Origin of the sequence: Ensifer soli, from assembly GCF_041928815.1 — a bacterium.
In the GTDB taxonomy this organism is placed as follows: domain Bacteria; phylum Pseudomonadota; class Alphaproteobacteria; order Rhizobiales; family Rhizobiaceae; genus JBHFEI01.
On sequence record NZ_JBHFEI010000002.1, the window covers coordinates 461,719 to 478,132 of the forward strand.

Below are 16,414 nucleotides of genomic sequence, written 5' to 3' on the forward strand. Positions count from 1 at the left end.
GTCCTTAGGGGTCAGGGACGGCGACGCGCCGACAATCAAAGAGGCCGCCTCTCGGCGGCCTCCCGTTCTCTTTCACATTCCGGCGTCAGGATCAACGGTCGCCGTAGATCTTGTCCAGCGTTCCGCCGGCATCGAAATGTTCCTTCTTCACCTGGCCCCAGCCGCCGAAGACGTCCTCGATCTTGACGAGGCGGATCTCGGGGAACTCGGCCTTGAACGCATCGGCGACCGCCGGATCGTTCACGCGGTTGCCGTTTTCGGCGAGGATCTTCTGGCCTTCCGGCGTGTAGAGGAAGTCGAGATAGGACTTTGCCAGGTCGCGCGAGCCCTTCTTGTCGACCACCTTGTCGACGATGGCGACCGGGAATTCGGCGAGCAGGCTGACGGAGGGGACGACAATGTCGAACTTGTCCTCGCCGAACTCGCGGGCGATGCCCTTGGTCTCGGCCTCGAAGGTGATCAGCACGTCGCCGATCTCGCGCTCGACGAAGGTGGTCGTGGCGGCGCGCCCGCCGGTATCGAAGACGGGAACGTTGTTGAAGACGCCGGCGATGAACGCCTCGACCTTGGCCGGGTCGTTCTCGAACGTCTCCTTGGCGTAGGCGGTGGCGGCGAGATAGGTGTAGCGCGCATTGCCGGAGGTCTTCGGGTTCGGGAAGACGACCTTCACATCCTCGCGCACGAGGTCGCCCCAGTCCTTGATGCCCTTCGGATTGCCTTCGCGCACGAGGAAGGCGGGGAAGGAGTAGTAGGGCGAGGCGTTGTTGGCGAAATCCTTCTGCCAGTCTTCCGAGACGAAGCCGCCCTTCACCAAGGCATCGATGTCGGTCACCTGGTTGAAGGTGACGACGTCGGCCTCGAGCCCTTCGAGGATGGCGCGGGCCTGCTTGGACGAACCGCCATGCGACTGGTCGACGGTGACCCCCGGATGGGCCGCGACGAAGGCGGCGTTCACCTTCTCGAACAGCTCGCGCGAGATGTCGTAGGAGGCGTTCAGCAGCTTGTCGGCGGCAAAGGCGGAGGACGACACGGCCAGCGACAGGAGCGCGGTGCCGACGAGCAGGATGCGTTTCATGGAAGCGAAAACCTCTTCGGGTGGGATTTTCGCCCAGAATAGCGGTTTTTGCGCCGGAGCCGAGGCAACACGACCCATCAATCGGCGCTCCCGTGGAAAATCATTCCATCGCGTCGCTGCCCGACCCGCCGGGCCGTCACCGGGTCGGAACGGGCACCTCGCCGCGATAGTCGTAGAAGCCGCGGCCGGACTTGCGGCCGAGCCATCCGGCCTCGACATATTTGACCAGCAGCGGGCAGGGGCGGTACTTCGAGTCCGCCAGCCCGTCATGCAGCACCTGCATGATCGACAGGCAGGTGTCGAGCCCGATGAAATCGGCAAGCTGCAGCGGGCCCATCGGATGGTTGGCGCCGAGCTTCATCGCCGTGTCGATGGCGTCGACGGTGCCGACCCCCTCGTAGAGCGTGTAGATCGCCTCGTTGATCATCGGCAGCAGGATGCGGTTGACGATGAAGGCGGGAAAATCCTCCGCCACGGTGATCGTCTTGTCCAGCGTGGCGACGAAGGCCTTGGCGGCGGCGAAGGTGCCTTCCTCGGTGGCGATGCCGCGCACCAGCTCGACCAGCTTCATCACCGGCACCGGGTTCATGAAGTGGATGCCCATGAAGCGTTCGGGGCGGTCGGTGGCCGAGGCGAGCCGGGTGATCGACAGGGACGACGTGTTGGTCGCGAGAATCGTCTCGGGCTTGAGCACCGGACAGACCTGGCCGTAGATCCTGCGCTTGACGCTCTCGTCCTCGGTCGCCGCCTCGATGACGAGGTCGGTCGGCGACAGGTCGTTGACGTCGGCCGAGCCCTTGATCAGGGCCAGCGCCTTCTTGCGGTCGTCGTCGGTCATCTTGCCGGAGGAGACCTGGCGGGCGAGGTTGCCGTTGATCGTGGCGAGCCCGACCTCGATCTTTTCCGGCGAGATGTCGTAGATCTGGACCTTGTAGCCCGCTGTCGCCGACACATGGGCGATGCCGCAGCCCATCTGTCCCGCGCCGATGATGCCGATGGTCTTGATCATTGAGCCGCTTTTCCTCCGCAGACGCCGCTGCCCGTCGGGCGGAGGATTTCCGCCCGGCAGCTCCGAGCCAGAGTGATAAAACGAGAAGCCGCCTTTTTCCAGCCCCAATCCGCAGATGCCCGTGTCGAAGGCAAGGCAGGTCCTACCGCAAATGACGGTATTTTAGATTAATCTCTTCTCAACGCGAAAGTTGCAATCTGATCCGTGAAGAGGGGCAGGCGTGTCGCCGGGATCGCATGACGCGGGCCCCGATCATTTTCAGCACATGTCTGTCCGGTTCCCCTGGGACCCTGCCTGCGGAGGCCACCGTTCCATGCGTATTGCCCGCAAACTGCCCGTTTTCGCGTCGCTTCTCACCGTCTTCGCCATCGGCGCGTCCGCCGCCGTCGCGATCACCGTCATGACGCCCGTCATGCGCCAGGAGGTCGTCGCCAAGCTGGAGGCGACGGCCGACGGCCGCCGCAACGAGGCGCGGCTCTATTTCGACAACCTGTCGACCGGTCTTCAGTCCTTCACCAGCGTGGAGACGACCGGCGAGGCGCTGCACAAGTTCCGCGGCGACTGGCGCTATCTCGGCGACAACCCGACCGCGACGCTCAAGGACCGCTATGTTGCCAAGAACCCCAATCCCGAAGGCCAGCGGGCGCTCTACGACACCGCGCGGGTCGACACCTATGACAGCAACCATGCGAAATACCACCCGCTGATGCGGGCGCAGGCGGCCGAGCAGGGCTATGCCGACATCTTCCTCATCGATTCGCGCGGCAACGTCGTCTACACGCTGCAGAAGAACACCGAATATGGCGAGAACGCCAAGGACGGCACGCTGAAGGACACGCCGCTCGGCGCGGTCTTTGCCGAGGCGAGCGCCAGCGACGACAAGAATTTCTTCGTCTTCACCGGCTTCGCTCCCTATGGCGCGTCGAAGATGACGGCGAGCTACATGGCCGCGCCGCTGTTCATGGGCAGCGTCAAGGTCGGCGTCATCGCGGTGCTCCTGCCCAACACCCGGCTCAACCAGATGTTCTCCAACCGCACCGGCCTCGGCGAGACCGGCGAGACGGTGCTGACCGGAAGCGGCGGCAGCCTCGTCACCGATTCGTCGCTGACGCCGGAGGACGATGCCGGTGCGGTCTCCCTCGATCTCTCCGCGATGAGCGCCACGGGGCAGGGCGACATGACGACGGGCAGCCTTGCCGGCTACCGCGACATGACGAGCATCGCCGCCGCCGTGCCGCTGACCTTTGCCGGCAAGACCTATTCCGTCGTGGCGCTGCTCGGCGAAGGCGAGGCGTTCTCGGCGCTGGTCGAGACGAGCAAGGCGATCCTGATCGCGGCCGTCGTGCTGTTCCTCGCCGCCGCTGCCGCCGCCGTGATGTTCTCCCATTCGCTGGTCCGGCCGATCAAGCGGCTGGTGGACGCGATGAGCCGCCTTGCCGCCGGCGACACGTCGATCGCGATCGAAGGCGATCAGCGCAAGGACGAGATCGGCGACATGGTCCGCTCCGTCGCCGTCTTCCGCGACGCGGCGATCGAGAAGGAGCGCATCGAGGCCGAGGCCGAGCGCGACCGGTCGATGTCGGACACGGAGCGGGCCGAACGCGACCGGCTGCGCCGCGAGGAAACCGCGCGCCTTCAGCAGACGGTGACGACACTGGGCGACGGCCTGCGGCGGCTTGCGGCCGGCGACCTGACCGCGCGCATCGAGACGGAGTTCCCCGAAGGCCTCGACCGGCTGCGCGTCGACTTCAATCATTCGATCGACCGGCTCGCCCACACGATCGGCGAGGTGGCGGCGAACACCGCCTCCGTCAACCGCACGGCGGCGCAGATGGGTGCGGACACGGACGAACTGTCGCGGCGCTCCGAGCAGCAGGCGGCCTCGCTCGAGGAAACCTCGGCCGTGCTCACCCAGATCACTGAGGCGATCCGCAATTCGACGGAGCGCGCGGCCGAGGCGAGCCGCATGGTCGGCGCCGCCAAGGTCAGCACCGACCGGTCTGGCGCCATCGTCGCCTCGGCGGTCGACGCGATGGAGCGGATCGAGGCGGCCTCGCGGGAGATCTCCAACATCCTCAACGTCATCGACGAGATCGCCTTCCAGACGAACCTGCTGGCGCTCAATGCCGGCGTCGAGGCGGCGCGGGCGGGCGATGCCGGCAAGGGCTTTGCCGTCGTGGCGCAGGAGGTGCGCGAACTCGCGCAGCGCTCCGCCCGGGCGGCTAAGGAGATCAAGGACCTGATCTCGAAATCGGGAGAAGCGGTCGAGACCGGCGTCGGCCTGGTGCAGCAGACGGGCAAGGCGCTCGGCGACATCGCCGTCCAGGTCTCGCTGATCAACGACCAGATCGCTTCGATCGCCTCGGCGGCGGCCGACCAGTCGACCAGCGTGCGTGAGATCTCCGTCGCTGTCGGGCAGATGGAGCAGGCGACGCAGCAGAATTCGGTGATGGCCGAGCGCACCCATGCCGGCATGACCGGGCTTTCGACCGACATGCGGGCGCTGAGCGGCATCGTCGCGCAGTTCCAGATGGCCGAGGGCCTATTGTCAGCGGGCATGTCGTCTGGGGGCATGTCTCCCGGCGCCGGGCACCGTGCTGCCGCGCCGCGCCTTGTCGCTGCGGCCAGCTCGGCCGAGCGTCGTCCCTCGCCGGCCCGCGCGCTGATCGAGTCGGTCTCCTCCGGATTCCAGGGACGCCGGGCGACGGGCACGTCGGATGCGGCCGGCGACTGGGAAGAGTTCTGAGCCGTCTCTCATGCAAAAGGAAAAGGCGCCGGGGAAAGATCCTGCGGCGCCTTTCTTGTTTATCGTCCGATCGTGAAGGCGCCTCAGAGCGCTTTTTCGAGTTCAGGCAGGATCTCGAACAGGTCGCCGACGAGGCCGTAATCGGCGACCTGGAAGATCGGCGCCTCCTCGTCCTTGTTGATCGCGACGATCACCTTGGAATCCTTCATGCCCGCCAGATGCTGGATCGCGCCGGAGATGCCGGCGGCGATATAGAGCTGCGGCGCCACGACCTTGCCGGTCTGGCCGACCTGCCAGTCGTTCGGCGCGTAGCCGGCATCGACCGCCGCACGGCTTGCGCCGACGGCCGCGCCGAGCTTGTCGGCGAGCGGCAGGATCACCTCCTGGAACTTCTCCGAGGAGCCGAGCGCGCGGCCGCCGGAGATGATGATCTTCGCCGAGGTCAGTTCCGGGCGCTCGGAGGCCGACAGCGCATCGGCGACATGGCTGGAGACGCCGGGATCCGCGGCGGCGGCCACCGTCTCGACCGTCGCCGAGCCGCCTTCGGCGGCGGCGGCGAAGGAGGCGGTGCGCACGGTGATCACCTTCTTCGCGTCGGTCGACTGCACGGTCTGGATCGCGTTGCCGGCATAGATCGGCCGTTTGAACGTATCGGGCGCGACGACGGCGATGATCTCCGAGACCTGCGCCACGTCGAGAAGGGCCGCGACGCGCGGCAGCACGTTCTTCCCGGTCGAGGTGGCGGCGGCGATGATCACGTCATAGGCGCCGGCAAGCGAGACGATCAGCGCCGAAAGCGGCTCGGCGAGCTGCTTTGCCAGCGCGGCGTCGTCGGCGACCAGCACCTTCGACACGCCCGCGAGCTTCGCAGCCGCCTCGGCGACCGCGCCGGCACCCGAACCGGCGACGAGGACATGGACCTCGCCGCCGATCTCGGTCGCCGCGGTCAGCGCCTTGGCGGTCTGGTCGGAAAGGGTGGCGTTGTCGTGATCCGCCAGAAGAAGAATGGCCATGGTCTGATCTCCCTGATGGCTTCGCTTAGAGGACGCCGGCTTCGGTCTTCAACTTCTCGACCAGTTCGGCCACCGACTTGACCTTGACGCCGGCCTTGCGGCCTTCCGGCTCCTCGGTCTTCAGCACGGTCAGGCGCGGGCTGGTGTCGACGCCGAAATCGGCCGGCGTCTTCTTTTCGAGCGGCTTCTTCTTCGCCTTCATGATGTTGGGCAGCGAGGCGTAGCGCGGTTCGTTGAGGCGCAGGTCCGAGGTGACGACGGCGGGAAGCGAAAGCGCGACGGTCTGGAGCCCGCCGTCGACCTCGCGCGTGACGGTGGCGCCCGTCTCGCCGATCTCGATCTTCGAGGCGAAGGTGCCCTGGCCCCAGCCGAGAAGGGCGGCGAGCATCTGGCCGGTCTGGTTGCTGTCGTCGTCGATCGCCTGCTTGCCGACGATGACGAGGCCGGGCTGTTCGGCCTCGGCCACGCCTTTGACGATCTTGGCGACGGCGAGCGGCTCGACGGCGGCGTCGGTCTCGACGAGGATCGCCCGGTCGGCGCCCATGGCGAGCGCGGTGCGCAGCGTCTCCTCGGCCTTGGCCGGGCCGACCGAGACGACGACCACCTCGGAGGCCTTGCCGGCTTCCCTGAGCCGCAGCGCCTCCTCGACGGAGATCTCGTCGAACGGGTTCATCGACATCTTGACATTGGCGAGCTCGACGCCCGTCCCGTCCGTCTTGACGCGGATCTTCACGTTGTAGTCGACGACCCGCTTCACCGTCACCAGAATTTTCATGGGTTGAATCCTTCACTCGATCTAGGCTGGAACATGCCCGCGCCGGGGCGTGCCCGATGGTCGGTTGGCGACATCGATACGCGAATTTCGGCCGATTTCAATCGTTCGGCGGCGACAAAGACGACATCGTTTCCGCAGGCCCATGACAATTGCGCATGAGGCGATGCCGGCGGCGGCCGTCAGCCCGGCCGGCCCCAGGGCGAGCGCGGCGGAACCGCGTCCGGGCGGCCTGCAGGCAGGACCGGCAGTGCCGGCCTGTCATGCACCACCGCCTTCGGCGTGACGATCGCCCGGTCGAACAGCGGCACGCCCGGACGGCGCAGCACGACGACGAGGAGCGCGCCGGCGAGGATGCCGCCGACATGGGCGCCCCAGGAAACGCCGCTGCCGCCGTCGACGGCGAGCATGTAGAACTGCTGGCCGATCCAGAAGGCGAGCGGCAGGATCGCCGGCAGCGGCAGCGGAAAGCGGAACAGCACCAGCACCCAGACGCGCACCTTCGGGTGCAGCAGCAGATAGGCGGCGACCACGCCCGAGACCGCGCCCGACGCGCCGATCAAGGGGGCCTCGGACGCCGGGTTGACGAGGCCGTGCACCAGCGCCCCGGCCGCCGCGCAGGCGAGATAGAAGAGGAGGAAGCGCACATGGCCGAGCGCGTCCTCGATATTGTCGCCGAACACCCAGAGGAACAGCATGTTGGTGCCGATATGCATGTAGTCGCCATGCAGGAAGGCATAGGTAACGTAGTTGGCCCATCCCGGCACCAGCACCATGTTCGGCGCGAGGTCGGCATAGTCGAAGGCGACGGCCGGAATGAAGCCAAGGCCGAGGATCGCGGCATTGGCGGTCGCATCGCTGGCGATCGGGCCGGTCACCAGCCAGACGACGAGATTGACGACGATCAGCCCGATCGTCACATATTGCGCCCGGATGTGTTTCAGGTTGTTCGCGTCATGCAGCGGTACGAACATCTGGCACCGATTCCCCTTTTGAGCCCGGGCGACCCTATCTGTTTTTCCCGGGAACCCAAAGGACGTCGCTTGCGCCTTTTTCATTCATGTAGCGGCCGGCGACGAAGAGGAAATCCGACAGCCGGTTGATATAGGCGAGCGCTGCGGCACTGACCGTCTCTCCCTCACTCGCCGCGAGCGCCACCATCTGGCGCTCCGCCCTCCGCGCGACGGTGCGGGCGACATGCAGCGCGGCCGAGGCGGCGCTGCCGCCCGGCAGCACGAAGGAGGTGAGGGGGGAAAGCTCGGCGTTCAGCAGGTCGATTTCCCGCTCCAGCCGCTCGACCTGGCTCTGCACGATACGCAGTGGCTCATAGGCGGGAGGCTTGCCGGTGTCGGGCGTCGCAAGATCGGCGCCGAGGTCGAAGAGGTCGTTCTGGATGCGCATCAGCATCGCGTCGACCGGATCTGCGCCCGCCGTCGACTGGCGGACGAGGCCAAGCAGAGCGTTGGTCTCGTCGACGGTGCCGTAGGCCTCGACGCGGATGTCGTGCTTCGGGCGGCGCGGCCCGTCGACCAGGCCGGTCGTGCCGTCGTCGCCGGTGCGCGTGTAGATCTTGTTGAGCTTGACCATCGGTTCTCAGCGCCCCCCGCCGGTGATCCAGAGCGTCAGCATGATCAGCGCGATCGCGACCGCCTGCAGCAGCACGCGCGCCTGCATCAGTTTGTTGGAGAGGTTGGCGTCGCCGCCCTTGCCCATGTTGACGAGGCCGCGGACGAGGACGAGCGCGACGAGGCCCATGACGAGCAATGTCAGGAAGGTGAGGAAGGAGGTCATGCGGTTGTCCTTGGTCTGGGCCGTCAGCCGAGGCGGCCGATCAGCCGGTAGAAGAGGGAGGCCGGCAGGAGCTTCTTCAGAAGCGCGCCCTGCCGCGCCGGTGTTGTCACGATATAGTGCGGCTTCGGCGTTTTTGCCGTTAGCGCATGGCGCAGCACCGCATGCACCGCCTCCGGCCCGAGCTTGCCGCGCGCCGGTCCGCTCTCGCCCCTGAGGCGGCGCAGCTGCCGCTCGTATTCGGCCCGGTGCACCGAGCCCGCGACATCGATGTGGCGCTCGATATGGGTGAGGCTGTTGGCCATGAAGCGCGAGGCGATCGGGCCGGGCTCGATCAGGCTGACATGGATGCCGCTGCCCTCAAGCTCCATGCGCAGGGTCAGCGTCAGGCCCTCGAGCGCGAATTTCGAGGCATTGTAGGCGCCGCGCCAGCGATAGGGAACGATGCCGAGGATGGAGGAGCACTGGACGATGCGGCCATGGCCCTGCCGGCGCATCACCGGGACGATCCGGCGTGTCAGGTCGTGCCAGCCGACGACGTTGGTTTCCAGCTGCAGCCGCAGCGCCTCGACCGGCAGGTCCTCCACGGCGCCGGCCTGCCCGTAGGCGCCGTTGTTGAACAGGGCGTCGAGCCTGCCGCCGGTGCGTTCCATGACGTCGGCGACGAGGCGGGCAATGCTGTCGCCGTCGGTGTAGTCCATCAGGAAGGTCTCGATCCCCTCCGCCTCGAGGCCCGCCCGGTCCTCCTGCCGGCGGACGGTGGCGAAAACGCGCCAGCCCTCGGTCTTCAGCGCACGTGCGCAATGCGCGCCGATGCCCGAGGAGCATCCGGTAACGATAATGCTGCGTATGACGGCCATCGGGCGGCGTTCCCTGTGGAAATCGCTATCCTCCATCCCATATTGATGCGGGTGATGGAAAGCAATTGCGTCACAATCGCCGGGCTCGATGATGTCGATGCCATGCTGACGACGATGGAGACAGAATGCCGGCAATCCTTCGCATCGCCTGGAAGGTGACCTTCGACGCCCTCTGGCATTTCAGCGAGGACGACGGCTGGGCGATGGCCAGCCATGTGGCGCTGTCGCTGCTGCTGGCGATGTTTCCCTTCCTCATCTTCGGCACAGCGATGGCGAGTTTTCTCGGCGCCGACCAGTTCGCCGACACCGCCGTGCACCTGATCTTCGACTCCTGGCCCGAATCGATCGCCGAGCCGATTTCCCGCGAGGTGGTGCAGGTGCTGACCATCCCGCGCGGCGGCCTGCTGACGGTCTCGGTGCTGGCGGCGGCCTATTTCGCCTCGAACGGCGTCGAGGCGCTGCGCGTCTCGCTGAACCGGGCCTACCGGGTCGCCGAGACGCGCGCCTGGTACCGCACGCGGCTCGCAAGCCTCGGCTTCGTCATCGCCGGCGTTCTGATCCTCGCCATGGTCAGCGTACTGCTCGTCGCGGTGCCGCTGGCGGTGACCTATGCGGAGAAATGGGTGCCGCAGCTTTCGACGGTGCTCGAAGTGGTGGACAGCTGGGGCCTCGCCGGCGTCATCCTGCTGCTGGTCGCCGGCCTGTTCGTTTCCCATCTCTGGCTGCCCGCCGGCCGGCGCAAGGTGATGGACGTCGTCCCCGGCATCCTGCTGACGCTCGCCTTCTGGACGGTCGGCGCCTATGGGTTCGCCTCCTACCTCGCGAGCTTCGCCAATTACGTCTCCACCTATGCCGGCCTCGCCTCGATCATGGTGGCGCTCGTCTTCCTCTACATGCTCGGCGCGATCTTCATCATCGGCGCGGAGTTCAACGCCGCGATCATGAAGTTCAAGGTGAAGCGGCTGGTGCTGTCCAGCCTGCGCGGGCGCCGGCGCGCCGGCGATCACGACGAGGAAGCCAGGCTCAAGGCGGCGCAGTAAAAAAAGGTCAGCGAAGGGCGGCGCACACGTCCTCTGGCGTCCATCCCCTGGCGCGCAGTGCAGAAAGCGCAGTGTCGCCGTTGCTCTTCGAGAGCTTTCGCCCGTCGGCGGCGAGCATCAGCCGGTGATGGCGGTAGCGCGGGGCGGGAAGCGCGAGCAGCGCCTGCAGCAGCCGGTGTACGGAGGTCGCGTGGTAGAGATCGCGGCCGCGCACCACGTCGGTGACGCCCTGCAGGGCATCGTCGACGGTGACCGCGAGATGGTAGCTCGGCGCACCGTCCGGCCGCATCAGCACCACGTCTCCCCAGGCGCCGGGGTCGGCGTGGACGGAACGGTCCGGATCGCCGGGCCCGATCCCGCCTTCCGTCCAGAACAATTCGAAGCCGGCCCGGGCGAGCGCCGCCTCCATGTCGAGCCGCCATGCATGCGGCCGGCCCTCGGCGAGGAGGTCTGCGCGCTCGGCCTCCGGGCGCTGCCGATCATGCGGCGGATAGTGCGGGGCGCCGTCCGGATCATGCGGCCAGTCGATGCCTTGGACGGCACCCCGGACCTCGCCCCGCGTCAGGAAGGCGGGATAGACGAGGCCCGCCGCGCGAAGCTGCTCGAAGGCCTGCCGGTAGACGTCGAAATGGGCGCTCTGGCGCCGCACCGGCTCCTCCCAGGCGATGCCGAGCCAGCGCAGGTCCTCGACGATCGCCGCCTCGTAGGCCGGCCGGCAGCGGGCGAGGTCGATATCCTCGATGCGCAGCAGCAGGCGGCCGCCTGCCGCATGGGCCATCCCCGCATTGGTCAGCGCGGACAAGGCGTGGCCGAGGTGCAGGTGGCCGTTCGGGCTGGGCGCGAAGCGGAAAACGGGTTGCGGTGCGGGGACTGCGTGCATGATGATCCCATGCCATGAACGGCGGCGGCCGTCACCATCGGCCATGAGGGAACGGAATGCGGATCATCGCGACGGAGGGGGATATCGCGGACGGACTGGCGGCGCTGCTCCGCCTCGACCCGCGCCTCGAACCGGTTTTCGAGGCTGCCGGTCCGGTGCCGCTGCGCCGCTCCCCGCCGGGCTATGCCGGGCTTGCCCGCATCATCGTCGGGCAGATGGTGTCGCGGGCGAGCGCGCAAGCGATCTGGGCGCGGCTCGAGGCGGTCTTCGGCACGATCGATGCGGAGACGCTCGCGGGCCTTGGCGAACCGGACGCGGCGCGTGCCGGCCTCTCCCGCGCCAAGGCCCGGGCACTTCGTGCCGCCGCTACAGCTTGTGTCGAGGAGGAAATCGATCTCGACCGGATCTGCCGTGTGCCTGAGGCTGTCGCGAGGGCGGAACTGACGGCGCTCGACGGCATCGGCCCCTGGACGGCGGAGGTCTATCTTCTGACCTGCGCCGGTCATCCCGACATCTTCCCGGCCGGCGATGTCGCGCTCAGGCGTGCCGTGCAGCACGGCTTTCGCCTTGCCGACCGGCCTTCTGTGCGCGATCTCGCCAGCGCAGCCGGGGTCTGGGCGCCGTGGCGCAGCGTCGCCGCCAGGCTCTTCTGGAGCTATTACGCCCATGCCATGGCCCGTGGTCCCGTTGCCTTGACAGCGCCATGAAAAAGCAGGACCTTCCGATCCGGCTTCACAATCATGTTGCAACGCACTCCCTATATCTGGTGGTGGAAGCCGAATCGATCAGGAGAGTCGATTGACGATTGCAGTGTCCCCGCAGGCCCTCCCGGCGCTCGTGCTGAACGCGGACTATCGGCCTCTGAGCTACTATCCCCTGTCGCTGTGGTCCTGGCAGGATGCGATCAAGGCCGTGTTTCTCGACCGCGTGACCATCATCGCCGAATACGATCAGGCCGTCTCGTCGCCGAGCTTCTCGATGAAGCTGCCGAGCGTGGTCTGCCTGAAGAGCTATGTACAGCCCTCGCGCCATCCGGCGTTCACCCGGTTCAACGTCTTCCTGCGCGACCGGTTCGAATGCCAGTATTGCGGCTCGAAGGAGGACCTGACCTTCGACCACGTGATCCCGCGCTGCTGCGGCGGCGAGACCACCTGGGAGAACGTGGTCGCCGCCTGCTCGCCCTGCAATCTGCGCAAGGGCGGCAAGCTACCGCGCCAGGCCGCCATGTTTCCGAGCCAGAAGCCCTACCATCCGACCGTGCAGGACCTGCACAACAACGGCCGGCTGTTCCCGCCGAATTATCTCCACGAGAGCTGGATGGACTATCTCTACTGGGATGTCGAGCTGCAGCCCTGATCCCGTTCAGGTTCTGCGGCAATATGATGCGTCACCCCCGTCGGGGTGGCGTATTCGCGTTCAGCGACGGGCGGTCGCACCCCTGAAGGCGATCGCCGCGAGGACGAGGCTCGCGATCACGTTCCAGCCGGCGAAGGACAGGCCGAGGACGCGCAGCGCCGCATCGGTGCAGGAGGGGCCGTGCTTGCTGTCGAGATCGGAGAGGAGATCGCCGACATTGCTCGACACGCCCTGCGCCGTGGTGGCGCAACTGGCCGGGCCTTCCCAAAAATGCCATTCGACCCCGGCGTGGTAGACGCCCATGCCGGCGCCGACCAGCATCAGGATGCCGATCACGGCGAGGAGCGCGCGGGTCACGCCCTTCGGCAGGCGCGCCGCCGCGCTGATGACGGCGAGCAGGCCGAGCGGGATGCCCCAGTAATAGGGCGTGCGCTGCATCAGGCAGAGCGCGCAGGGGATGTAGCCGCCGAGATGCTCGAAGGCGAGCGCGCCGCCGACGGTTGCCGCCATGCCGAGCGTCACCAAGACGGCGGAGGCGGTCACAGGATAGGCGGCGAGGCGGTCGAAGGAGGGGGAAGCCATGGGAACTCCGATGCGCCGTCAGGCGAAGACGCGGTAGGCGGCGAAGGCGACGATCAGCACCGCGCAGGCGACGCCCGCGATCATGCCGAGCCGCTTCTCGATGAAGTGGCGGATGTTCTCGCCGTAATTGCGCAAGAGCCAGGCGAGGAGCAGGAAGCGCGCGCCGCGCGCGACGATCGCCGAGACGATGAACAGGCCGAGATTGACCCCCATGGCCCCGGCAAGGATCGTCACCACCTTGATCGGCGGCAGGTGGGACAGGCCCGACGTGACGAGCAGGAGCAGCAGGGTTTCATAGCCGACGGAGACCTTGAGCGCCTCGAACGTGTCGAGCTTGCCGTAGAATTCGAGGACGGGGGCCGCGATCGCCTCGAAGGCGTAGTGGCCGATATACCAGCCGGCGATGCCGCCGAGCACGGAGAAGATCGTCGCCACGATCGCATAGCGCCAGGCCCGTTCGGGGCGCGACAGGGCCATCGGCAGGAAGAGGACGTCGGCCGGCACGAGGAAGAAGGAGCTTTCGACGAAGGCGATGACGGCAAGCCAGACCTCGGCGGATTTACGCGCGGCGAGCGACATGGTCCAGTCGTAGAGGCGGCGTAGCATGGCGGTTCCGTCGTTCTCAGGCTCAAGAGGGCGACCGGCACCGGTCGGTATGACGGCGCGCGTCGGCGGCAGGACGATGTTAGGCCGTCTTGCGTGAATCCCGGTTTAACGGCGACCGCTTTAGGCGCCTTTGGCCGGTCTGTAAACGGCACCGTCGGGACGCGGTCTCACGCTTTCGTGACGCCGTGCCGGCAGGCCGGAAAAACCCGGTTGACCGCAGTGAAACCCTTCGTGTACACGCGGGGAACCGCCCTTGCGGGCGGCCGTGCGGGTGTGGTGGAATTGGTAGACGCGCCGGACTCAAAATCCGGTTCCGAAAGGAGTGTCGGTTCGACCCCGACCACCCGCACCAGTTTATTTTTCTCATGCAGTGATTTCAATGCGCGCTCCGTGGCGCCGGTGCAGATCATGACGTCATGAACGAATCTACGCGACACGATGCACGAGGGGTCCTCCTTCGCGCCGGGAGGCCGACCGCCTGCAATACGTGATCGCATCCTCCGGAGACGGCTTTGTTTTTGCGAACATTTCATTTCATGCTGCGCAATGTCGGGACCTATCTGGGCCTGAATGCGCTTCTTCTTCTCACGGTGACAATTCCGGAAATATTTCCCGCTCTCGACTCGTTCGGAGAGGCAAGCATTGTCATGTTTCACCTCCTGACGTTCATGGTTCAGAAGGCGGAGATTTTCAATGTCGACCTCTCGAAGCTCAATCGAATCTTCGGCGTCCGCCCGCAGACCGGCCTTGTCTCTCACATGCTGAGATATATCGTGACGGTGTTTTTGGCGCTGTCCGTGTCCGCGGTCGTGTCCCTCGCGGTGATCCTGGGTCTTGGATTTTCCGCGAAAAGCCTGTTGTTCGTCGTAGTCTTCGCTGTCCTCTTTGTAGGCGCGCAGGCTGCGGTGCTCGCCCTTGCGGGCACATGGCTGCCGGCGGCGATCCACGGCCACGCCTCCAGCCTTTCGTCCGCGATCTCCCGGGGAAAAGTGGGGTTCCTGTCCCGGTTCTTCAGGATCGCCCTCGCCTTGGTCGTCCCGCTCGTGCTGACGCTCGCCGTCATTCTGTCGTTTCCCGGAGACGCCGGGCTGCTTTTTTTCGCGGGCGGGCGCCTGAACATTGCCCTGACGGCCGGTTTTCTTCTTCTGACCCTCGTCCAGTCCTTCGCCGTCACCTATGTCGCGCTCCTGCTCGCGCGCCAGTACATCGATGCCGCCCGGCCGGACGTCGCGTCGCTGCGGCCGTAATGGGCCCCGCCTTTCGCCTGCCATTGCCTGACGGATGTCTTTTGGATATGAGACGCCGCAACTTCCGGCACACGGGCGCGGTCTGAACAGGCAGCGCCGCCGTCGACCGGAAGACTTCACCGACGGCCGCGCATCTTGCTCGCGGCCGGAAACCGATACCGGAATTCGACATGGCACGCATCGTGATGAAGTTCGGCGGCACGTCCGTCGCGGATATGGATCGCATCAGGAATGTCGCCCGCCATGTGAAACGCGAGGTCGATGCCGGCCACGAGGTGGCCGTGGTCGTCTCGGCCATGTCCGGCAAGACCAATGAACTGGTCGCCTGGACGCGCGACGCCTCGCCGATGCACGACGCGCGCGAATACGATGCCGTCGTCGCCTCCGGCGAACAGGTGACGTCCGGCCTGCTGGCCATCGCCCTCCAGCACATCGGCATCAATGCCCGCTCCTGGCAGGGCTGGCAGATCCCGATCCGCACCGACAATGCCCATGGCGCCGCCCGTATCCTGGAGATCGACGGGACCGAACTCATCCGCCGCTTCGGCGAGGGCCAGGTCGCCGTCATCGCCGGCTTCCAGGGGCTCGGCCCCGACAACCGCATCGCGACACTCGGGCGCGGCGGATCGGACACGTCGGCCGTCGCGATCGCCGCCGCCGTGAAGGCGGATCGCTGCGACATCTATACCGACGTCGACGGTGTCTATACGACCGACCCGCGCATCGAGCCGAAGGCGCGGCGCCTGAAGAAGGTCGCCTTCGAGGAAATGCTCGAAATGGCGTCCCTCGGCGCCAAGGTGCTGCAGGTGCGCTCGGTCGAGCTCGCCATGGTGTTCAAGGTCCGCACCTTCGTGCGCTCCAGTTTCGAAGACCCCGATGCGCCGGGCATGGGTGATGTGCTGAACCCGCCCGGCACGCTGATTTGTGATGAGGATGAGATCGTGGAACAGGAAGTCGTCACCGGCATCGCCTACGCCAAGGACGAGGCGCAGATTTCGCTCCGGCGCCTTGCCGACCGGCCGGGCGTCTCCGCCGCCATCTTCGGCCCGCTGGCGGAAGCGCACATCAACGTCGACATGATCGTCCAGAACATTTCCGAGGACGGGTCCAAGACCGACATGACCTTCACCGTCCCCTCCGGCGACGTCGACAAGGCGCTCTCCGTGCTGAACGCGTCGAAGGAGAAGATCGGCTTCGACGTGGTCCAGAACGAATCAGGGCTGGTCAAGGTCTCGGTCATCGGCATCGGCATGCGCAGCCATGCCGGGGTGGCGGCGACCGCCTTCCGGGCGCTCGCCGAAAAGGGCATCAACATCAAGGCGATCACCACGTCCGAGATCAAGATTTCCATCCTGATCGACGGCCCCTACGCCGAATTGGCGGTTCGCACTTTGCATTCCGTCTACGGCCTCGATAAAAAGTAGGAAACCGGTTCGTCCG

General features: G+C 66.4%; 17 protein-coding genes and 1 tRNA gene. 7 read left to right on the forward strand and 11 right to left on the reverse strand.

The annotated features are described in order from the left end of the window. Positions 1 to 91: 91 nt before the first annotated feature. Both ACEVQ6_RS04835 and ACEVQ6_RS04840 read right to left on the reverse strand, forming a co-directional pair. Positions 92 to 1,075 (reverse strand): sulfate ABC transporter substrate-binding protein, encoded by a 984-nt coding sequence (locus ACEVQ6_RS04835; protein WP_374887762.1) that lies wholly within the window; start codon positions 1,073 to 1,075, stop codon positions 92 to 94. A 136-nt stretch (positions 1,076 to 1,211) separates the two neighbouring features. Continuing rightward, positions 1,212 to 2,084 carry a 3-hydroxybutyryl-CoA dehydrogenase gene (locus ACEVQ6_RS04840; RefSeq protein ID WP_374887763.1) on the reverse strand — a complete coding sequence of 291 codons (873 nt, stop codon included), beginning with the start codon at positions 2,082 to 2,084 and terminating at the stop codon, positions 1,212 to 1,214. Between the two features lie 313 nt (positions 2,085 to 2,397). Between ACEVQ6_RS04840 and ACEVQ6_RS04845 the strand changes: the two genes are divergently transcribed. Next, complete coding sequence (locus tag ACEVQ6_RS04845; protein WP_374887764.1) at positions 2,398 to 4,830, forward strand: methyl-accepting chemotaxis protein; 2,433 nt, start codon at positions 2,398 to 2,400, stop codon at positions 4,828 to 4,830. 83 nt (positions 4,831 to 4,913) lie between these two features. Here ACEVQ6_RS04845 and ACEVQ6_RS04850 read toward each other — a convergent pair whose 3' ends face one another. The 6 genes from ACEVQ6_RS04850 to ACEVQ6_RS04875 form a co-directional block, all read right to left on the reverse strand. After that, complete coding sequence (locus ACEVQ6_RS04850; protein WP_374887765.1) at positions 4,914 to 5,843, reverse strand: electron transfer flavoprotein subunit alpha/FixB family protein; 930 nt, start codon at positions 5,841 to 5,843, stop codon at positions 4,914 to 4,916. 25 nt (positions 5,844 to 5,868) lie between these two features. Next, a complete protein-coding gene (locus ACEVQ6_RS04855) occupies positions 5,869 to 6,618 on the reverse strand; it encodes an electron transfer flavoprotein subunit beta/FixA family protein (protein WP_374887766.1) in 750 nt (249 codons plus the stop codon). A gap of 179 nt (positions 6,619 to 6,797) precedes the next feature. Next, a complete protein-coding gene (locus ACEVQ6_RS04860; RefSeq protein WP_374887767.1) occupies positions 6,798 to 7,589 on the reverse strand; it encodes a rhomboid family intramembrane serine protease in 792 nt (263 codons plus the stop codon). 34 nt (positions 7,590 to 7,623) lie between these two features. Next, complete coding sequence (locus tag ACEVQ6_RS04865; RefSeq protein WP_374887768.1) at positions 7,624 to 8,202, reverse strand: cob(I)yrinic acid a,c-diamide adenosyltransferase; 579 nt, start codon at positions 8,200 to 8,202, stop codon at positions 7,624 to 7,626. A gap of 6 nt (positions 8,203 to 8,208) precedes the next feature. Then, on the reverse strand, positions 8,209 to 8,406 hold the full coding sequence (locus ACEVQ6_RS04870) for a twin transmembrane helix small protein (RefSeq protein ID WP_374887769.1): 198 nt from the start codon (positions 8,404 to 8,406) through the stop codon (positions 8,209 to 8,211). Positions 8,407 to 8,429: 23 nt separating this feature from the next. Next, a complete protein-coding gene (locus ACEVQ6_RS04875; protein WP_374887770.1) occupies positions 8,430 to 9,263 on the reverse strand; it encodes an SDR family oxidoreductase in 834 nt (277 codons plus the stop codon). A gap of 125 nt (positions 9,264 to 9,388) precedes the next feature. On the opposite strand from ACEVQ6_RS04875, the gene ACEVQ6_RS04880 reads away from it, so the two are divergent. Next, positions 9,389 to 10,303 (forward strand): YihY/virulence factor BrkB family protein, encoded by a 915-nt coding sequence (locus ACEVQ6_RS04880; RefSeq protein WP_374887771.1) that lies wholly within the window; start codon positions 9,389 to 9,391, stop codon positions 10,301 to 10,303. Between the two features lie 7 nt (positions 10,304 to 10,310). Here ACEVQ6_RS04880 and gluQRS read toward each other — a convergent pair whose 3' ends face one another. Beyond that, positions 10,311 to 11,183, reverse strand: a complete 873-nt coding sequence (gene gluQRS / locus ACEVQ6_RS04885; RefSeq protein ID WP_374887772.1) for a tRNA glutamyl-Q(34) synthetase GluQRS — start codon at positions 11,181 to 11,183, stop codon at positions 10,311 to 10,313. Positions 11,184 to 11,239: 56 nt separating this feature from the next. Between gluQRS and ACEVQ6_RS04890 the strand changes: the two genes are divergently transcribed. After that, entirely contained in the window at positions 11,240 to 11,890 is a 651-nt protein-coding gene (locus tag ACEVQ6_RS04890) for a DNA-3-methyladenine glycosylase family protein (protein ID WP_374887773.1), read from the forward strand. 91 nt (positions 11,891 to 11,981) lie between these two features. Then, positions 11,982 to 12,539, forward strand: coding sequence for an HNH endonuclease (locus tag ACEVQ6_RS04895; RefSeq protein ID WP_374887774.1), 558 nt, complete (start codon positions 11,982 to 11,984; stop codon positions 12,537 to 12,539). A gap of 60 nt (positions 12,540 to 12,599) precedes the next feature. Here ACEVQ6_RS04895 and ACEVQ6_RS04900 read toward each other — a convergent pair whose 3' ends face one another. Continuing rightward, positions 12,600 to 13,121 (reverse strand): disulfide bond formation protein B, encoded by a 522-nt coding sequence (locus tag ACEVQ6_RS04900; protein ID WP_374887775.1) that lies wholly within the window; start codon positions 13,119 to 13,121, stop codon positions 12,600 to 12,602. Positions 13,122 to 13,139: 18 nt separating this feature from the next. Continuing rightward, entirely contained in the window at positions 13,140 to 13,727 is a 588-nt protein-coding gene (locus tag ACEVQ6_RS04905; RefSeq protein WP_374887776.1) for a YqaA family protein, read from the reverse strand. A 267-nt stretch (positions 13,728 to 13,994) separates the two neighbouring features. Between ACEVQ6_RS04905 and ACEVQ6_RS04910 the strand changes: the two genes are divergently transcribed. The 3 genes from ACEVQ6_RS04910 to ACEVQ6_RS04920 all read left to right on the forward strand — a co-directional run bounded on the left by ACEVQ6_RS04910 (position 13,995) and on the right by ACEVQ6_RS04920 (position 16,398). Beyond that, a tRNA-Leu gene (locus ACEVQ6_RS04910) sits at positions 13,995 to 14,079 on the forward strand. 184 nt (positions 14,080 to 14,263) lie between these two features. Continuing rightward, positions 14,264 to 14,974, forward strand: coding sequence for a hypothetical protein (locus ACEVQ6_RS04915; RefSeq protein WP_374887777.1), 711 nt, complete (start codon positions 14,264 to 14,266; stop codon positions 14,972 to 14,974). Between the two features lie 170 nt (positions 14,975 to 15,144). Beyond that, positions 15,145 to 16,398 (forward strand): aspartate kinase, encoded by a 1,254-nt coding sequence (locus tag ACEVQ6_RS04920; protein WP_374887778.1) that lies wholly within the window; start codon positions 15,145 to 15,147, stop codon positions 16,396 to 16,398. Positions 16,399 to 16,414: the final 16 nt, after the last annotated feature.

Bases quoted from the DNA above. Each gene is read 5' to 3' on its own strand.
- ACEVQ6_RS04835 (WP_374887762.1), bottom strand. From the start codon at position 1,075: ATGAAACGCATCCTGCTCGTCGGCACCGCGCTCCTGTCGCTGGCCGTG.
- ACEVQ6_RS04840 (WP_374887763.1), bottom strand. From the start codon at position 2,084: ATGATCAAGACCATCGGCATCATCGGCGCGGGACAGATGGGCTGCGGC.
- ACEVQ6_RS04845 (WP_374887764.1), top strand. From the start codon at position 2,398: ATGCGTATTGCCCGCAAACTGCCCGTTTTCGCGTCGCTTCTCACCGTC.
- ACEVQ6_RS04850 (WP_374887765.1), bottom strand. From the start codon at position 5,843: ATGGCCATTCTTCTTCTGGCGGATCACGACAACGCCACCCTTTCCGAC.
- ACEVQ6_RS04855 (WP_374887766.1), bottom strand. From the start codon at position 6,618: ATGAAAATTCTGGTGACGGTGAAGCGGGTCGTCGACTACAACGTGAAG.
- ACEVQ6_RS04860 (WP_374887767.1), bottom strand. From the start codon at position 7,589: ATGTTCGTACCGCTGCATGACGCGAACAACCTGAAACACATCCGGGCG.
- ACEVQ6_RS04865 (WP_374887768.1), bottom strand. From the start codon at position 8,202: ATGGTCAAGCTCAACAAGATCTACACGCGCACCGGCGACGACGGCACG.
- ACEVQ6_RS04870 (WP_374887769.1), bottom strand. From the start codon at position 8,406: ATGACCTCCTTCCTCACCTTCCTGACATTGCTCGTCATGGGCCTCGTC.
- ACEVQ6_RS04875 (WP_374887770.1), bottom strand. From the start codon at position 9,263: ATGGCCGTCATACGCAGCATTATCGTTACCGGATGCTCCTCGGGCATC.
- ACEVQ6_RS04880 (WP_374887771.1), top strand. From the start codon at position 9,389: ATGCCGGCAATCCTTCGCATCGCCTGGAAGGTGACCTTCGACGCCCTC.
- gluQRS (WP_374887772.1), bottom strand. From the start codon at position 11,183: ATGCACGCAGTCCCCGCACCGCAACCCGTTTTCCGCTTCGCGCCCAGC.
- ACEVQ6_RS04890 (WP_374887773.1), top strand. From the start codon at position 11,240: ATGCGGATCATCGCGACGGAGGGGGATATCGCGGACGGACTGGCGGCG.
- ACEVQ6_RS04900 (WP_374887775.1), bottom strand. From the start codon at position 13,121: ATGGCTTCCCCCTCCTTCGACCGCCTCGCCGCCTATCCTGTGACCGCC.
- ACEVQ6_RS04905 (WP_374887776.1), bottom strand. From the start codon at position 13,727: ATGCTACGCCGCCTCTACGACTGGACCATGTCGCTCGCCGCGCGTAAA.
- ACEVQ6_RS04915 (WP_374887777.1), top strand. From the start codon at position 14,264: ATGCTGCGCAATGTCGGGACCTATCTGGGCCTGAATGCGCTTCTTCTT.
- ACEVQ6_RS04920 (WP_374887778.1), top strand. From the start codon at position 15,145: ATGGCACGCATCGTGATGAAGTTCGGCGGCACGTCCGTCGCGGATATG.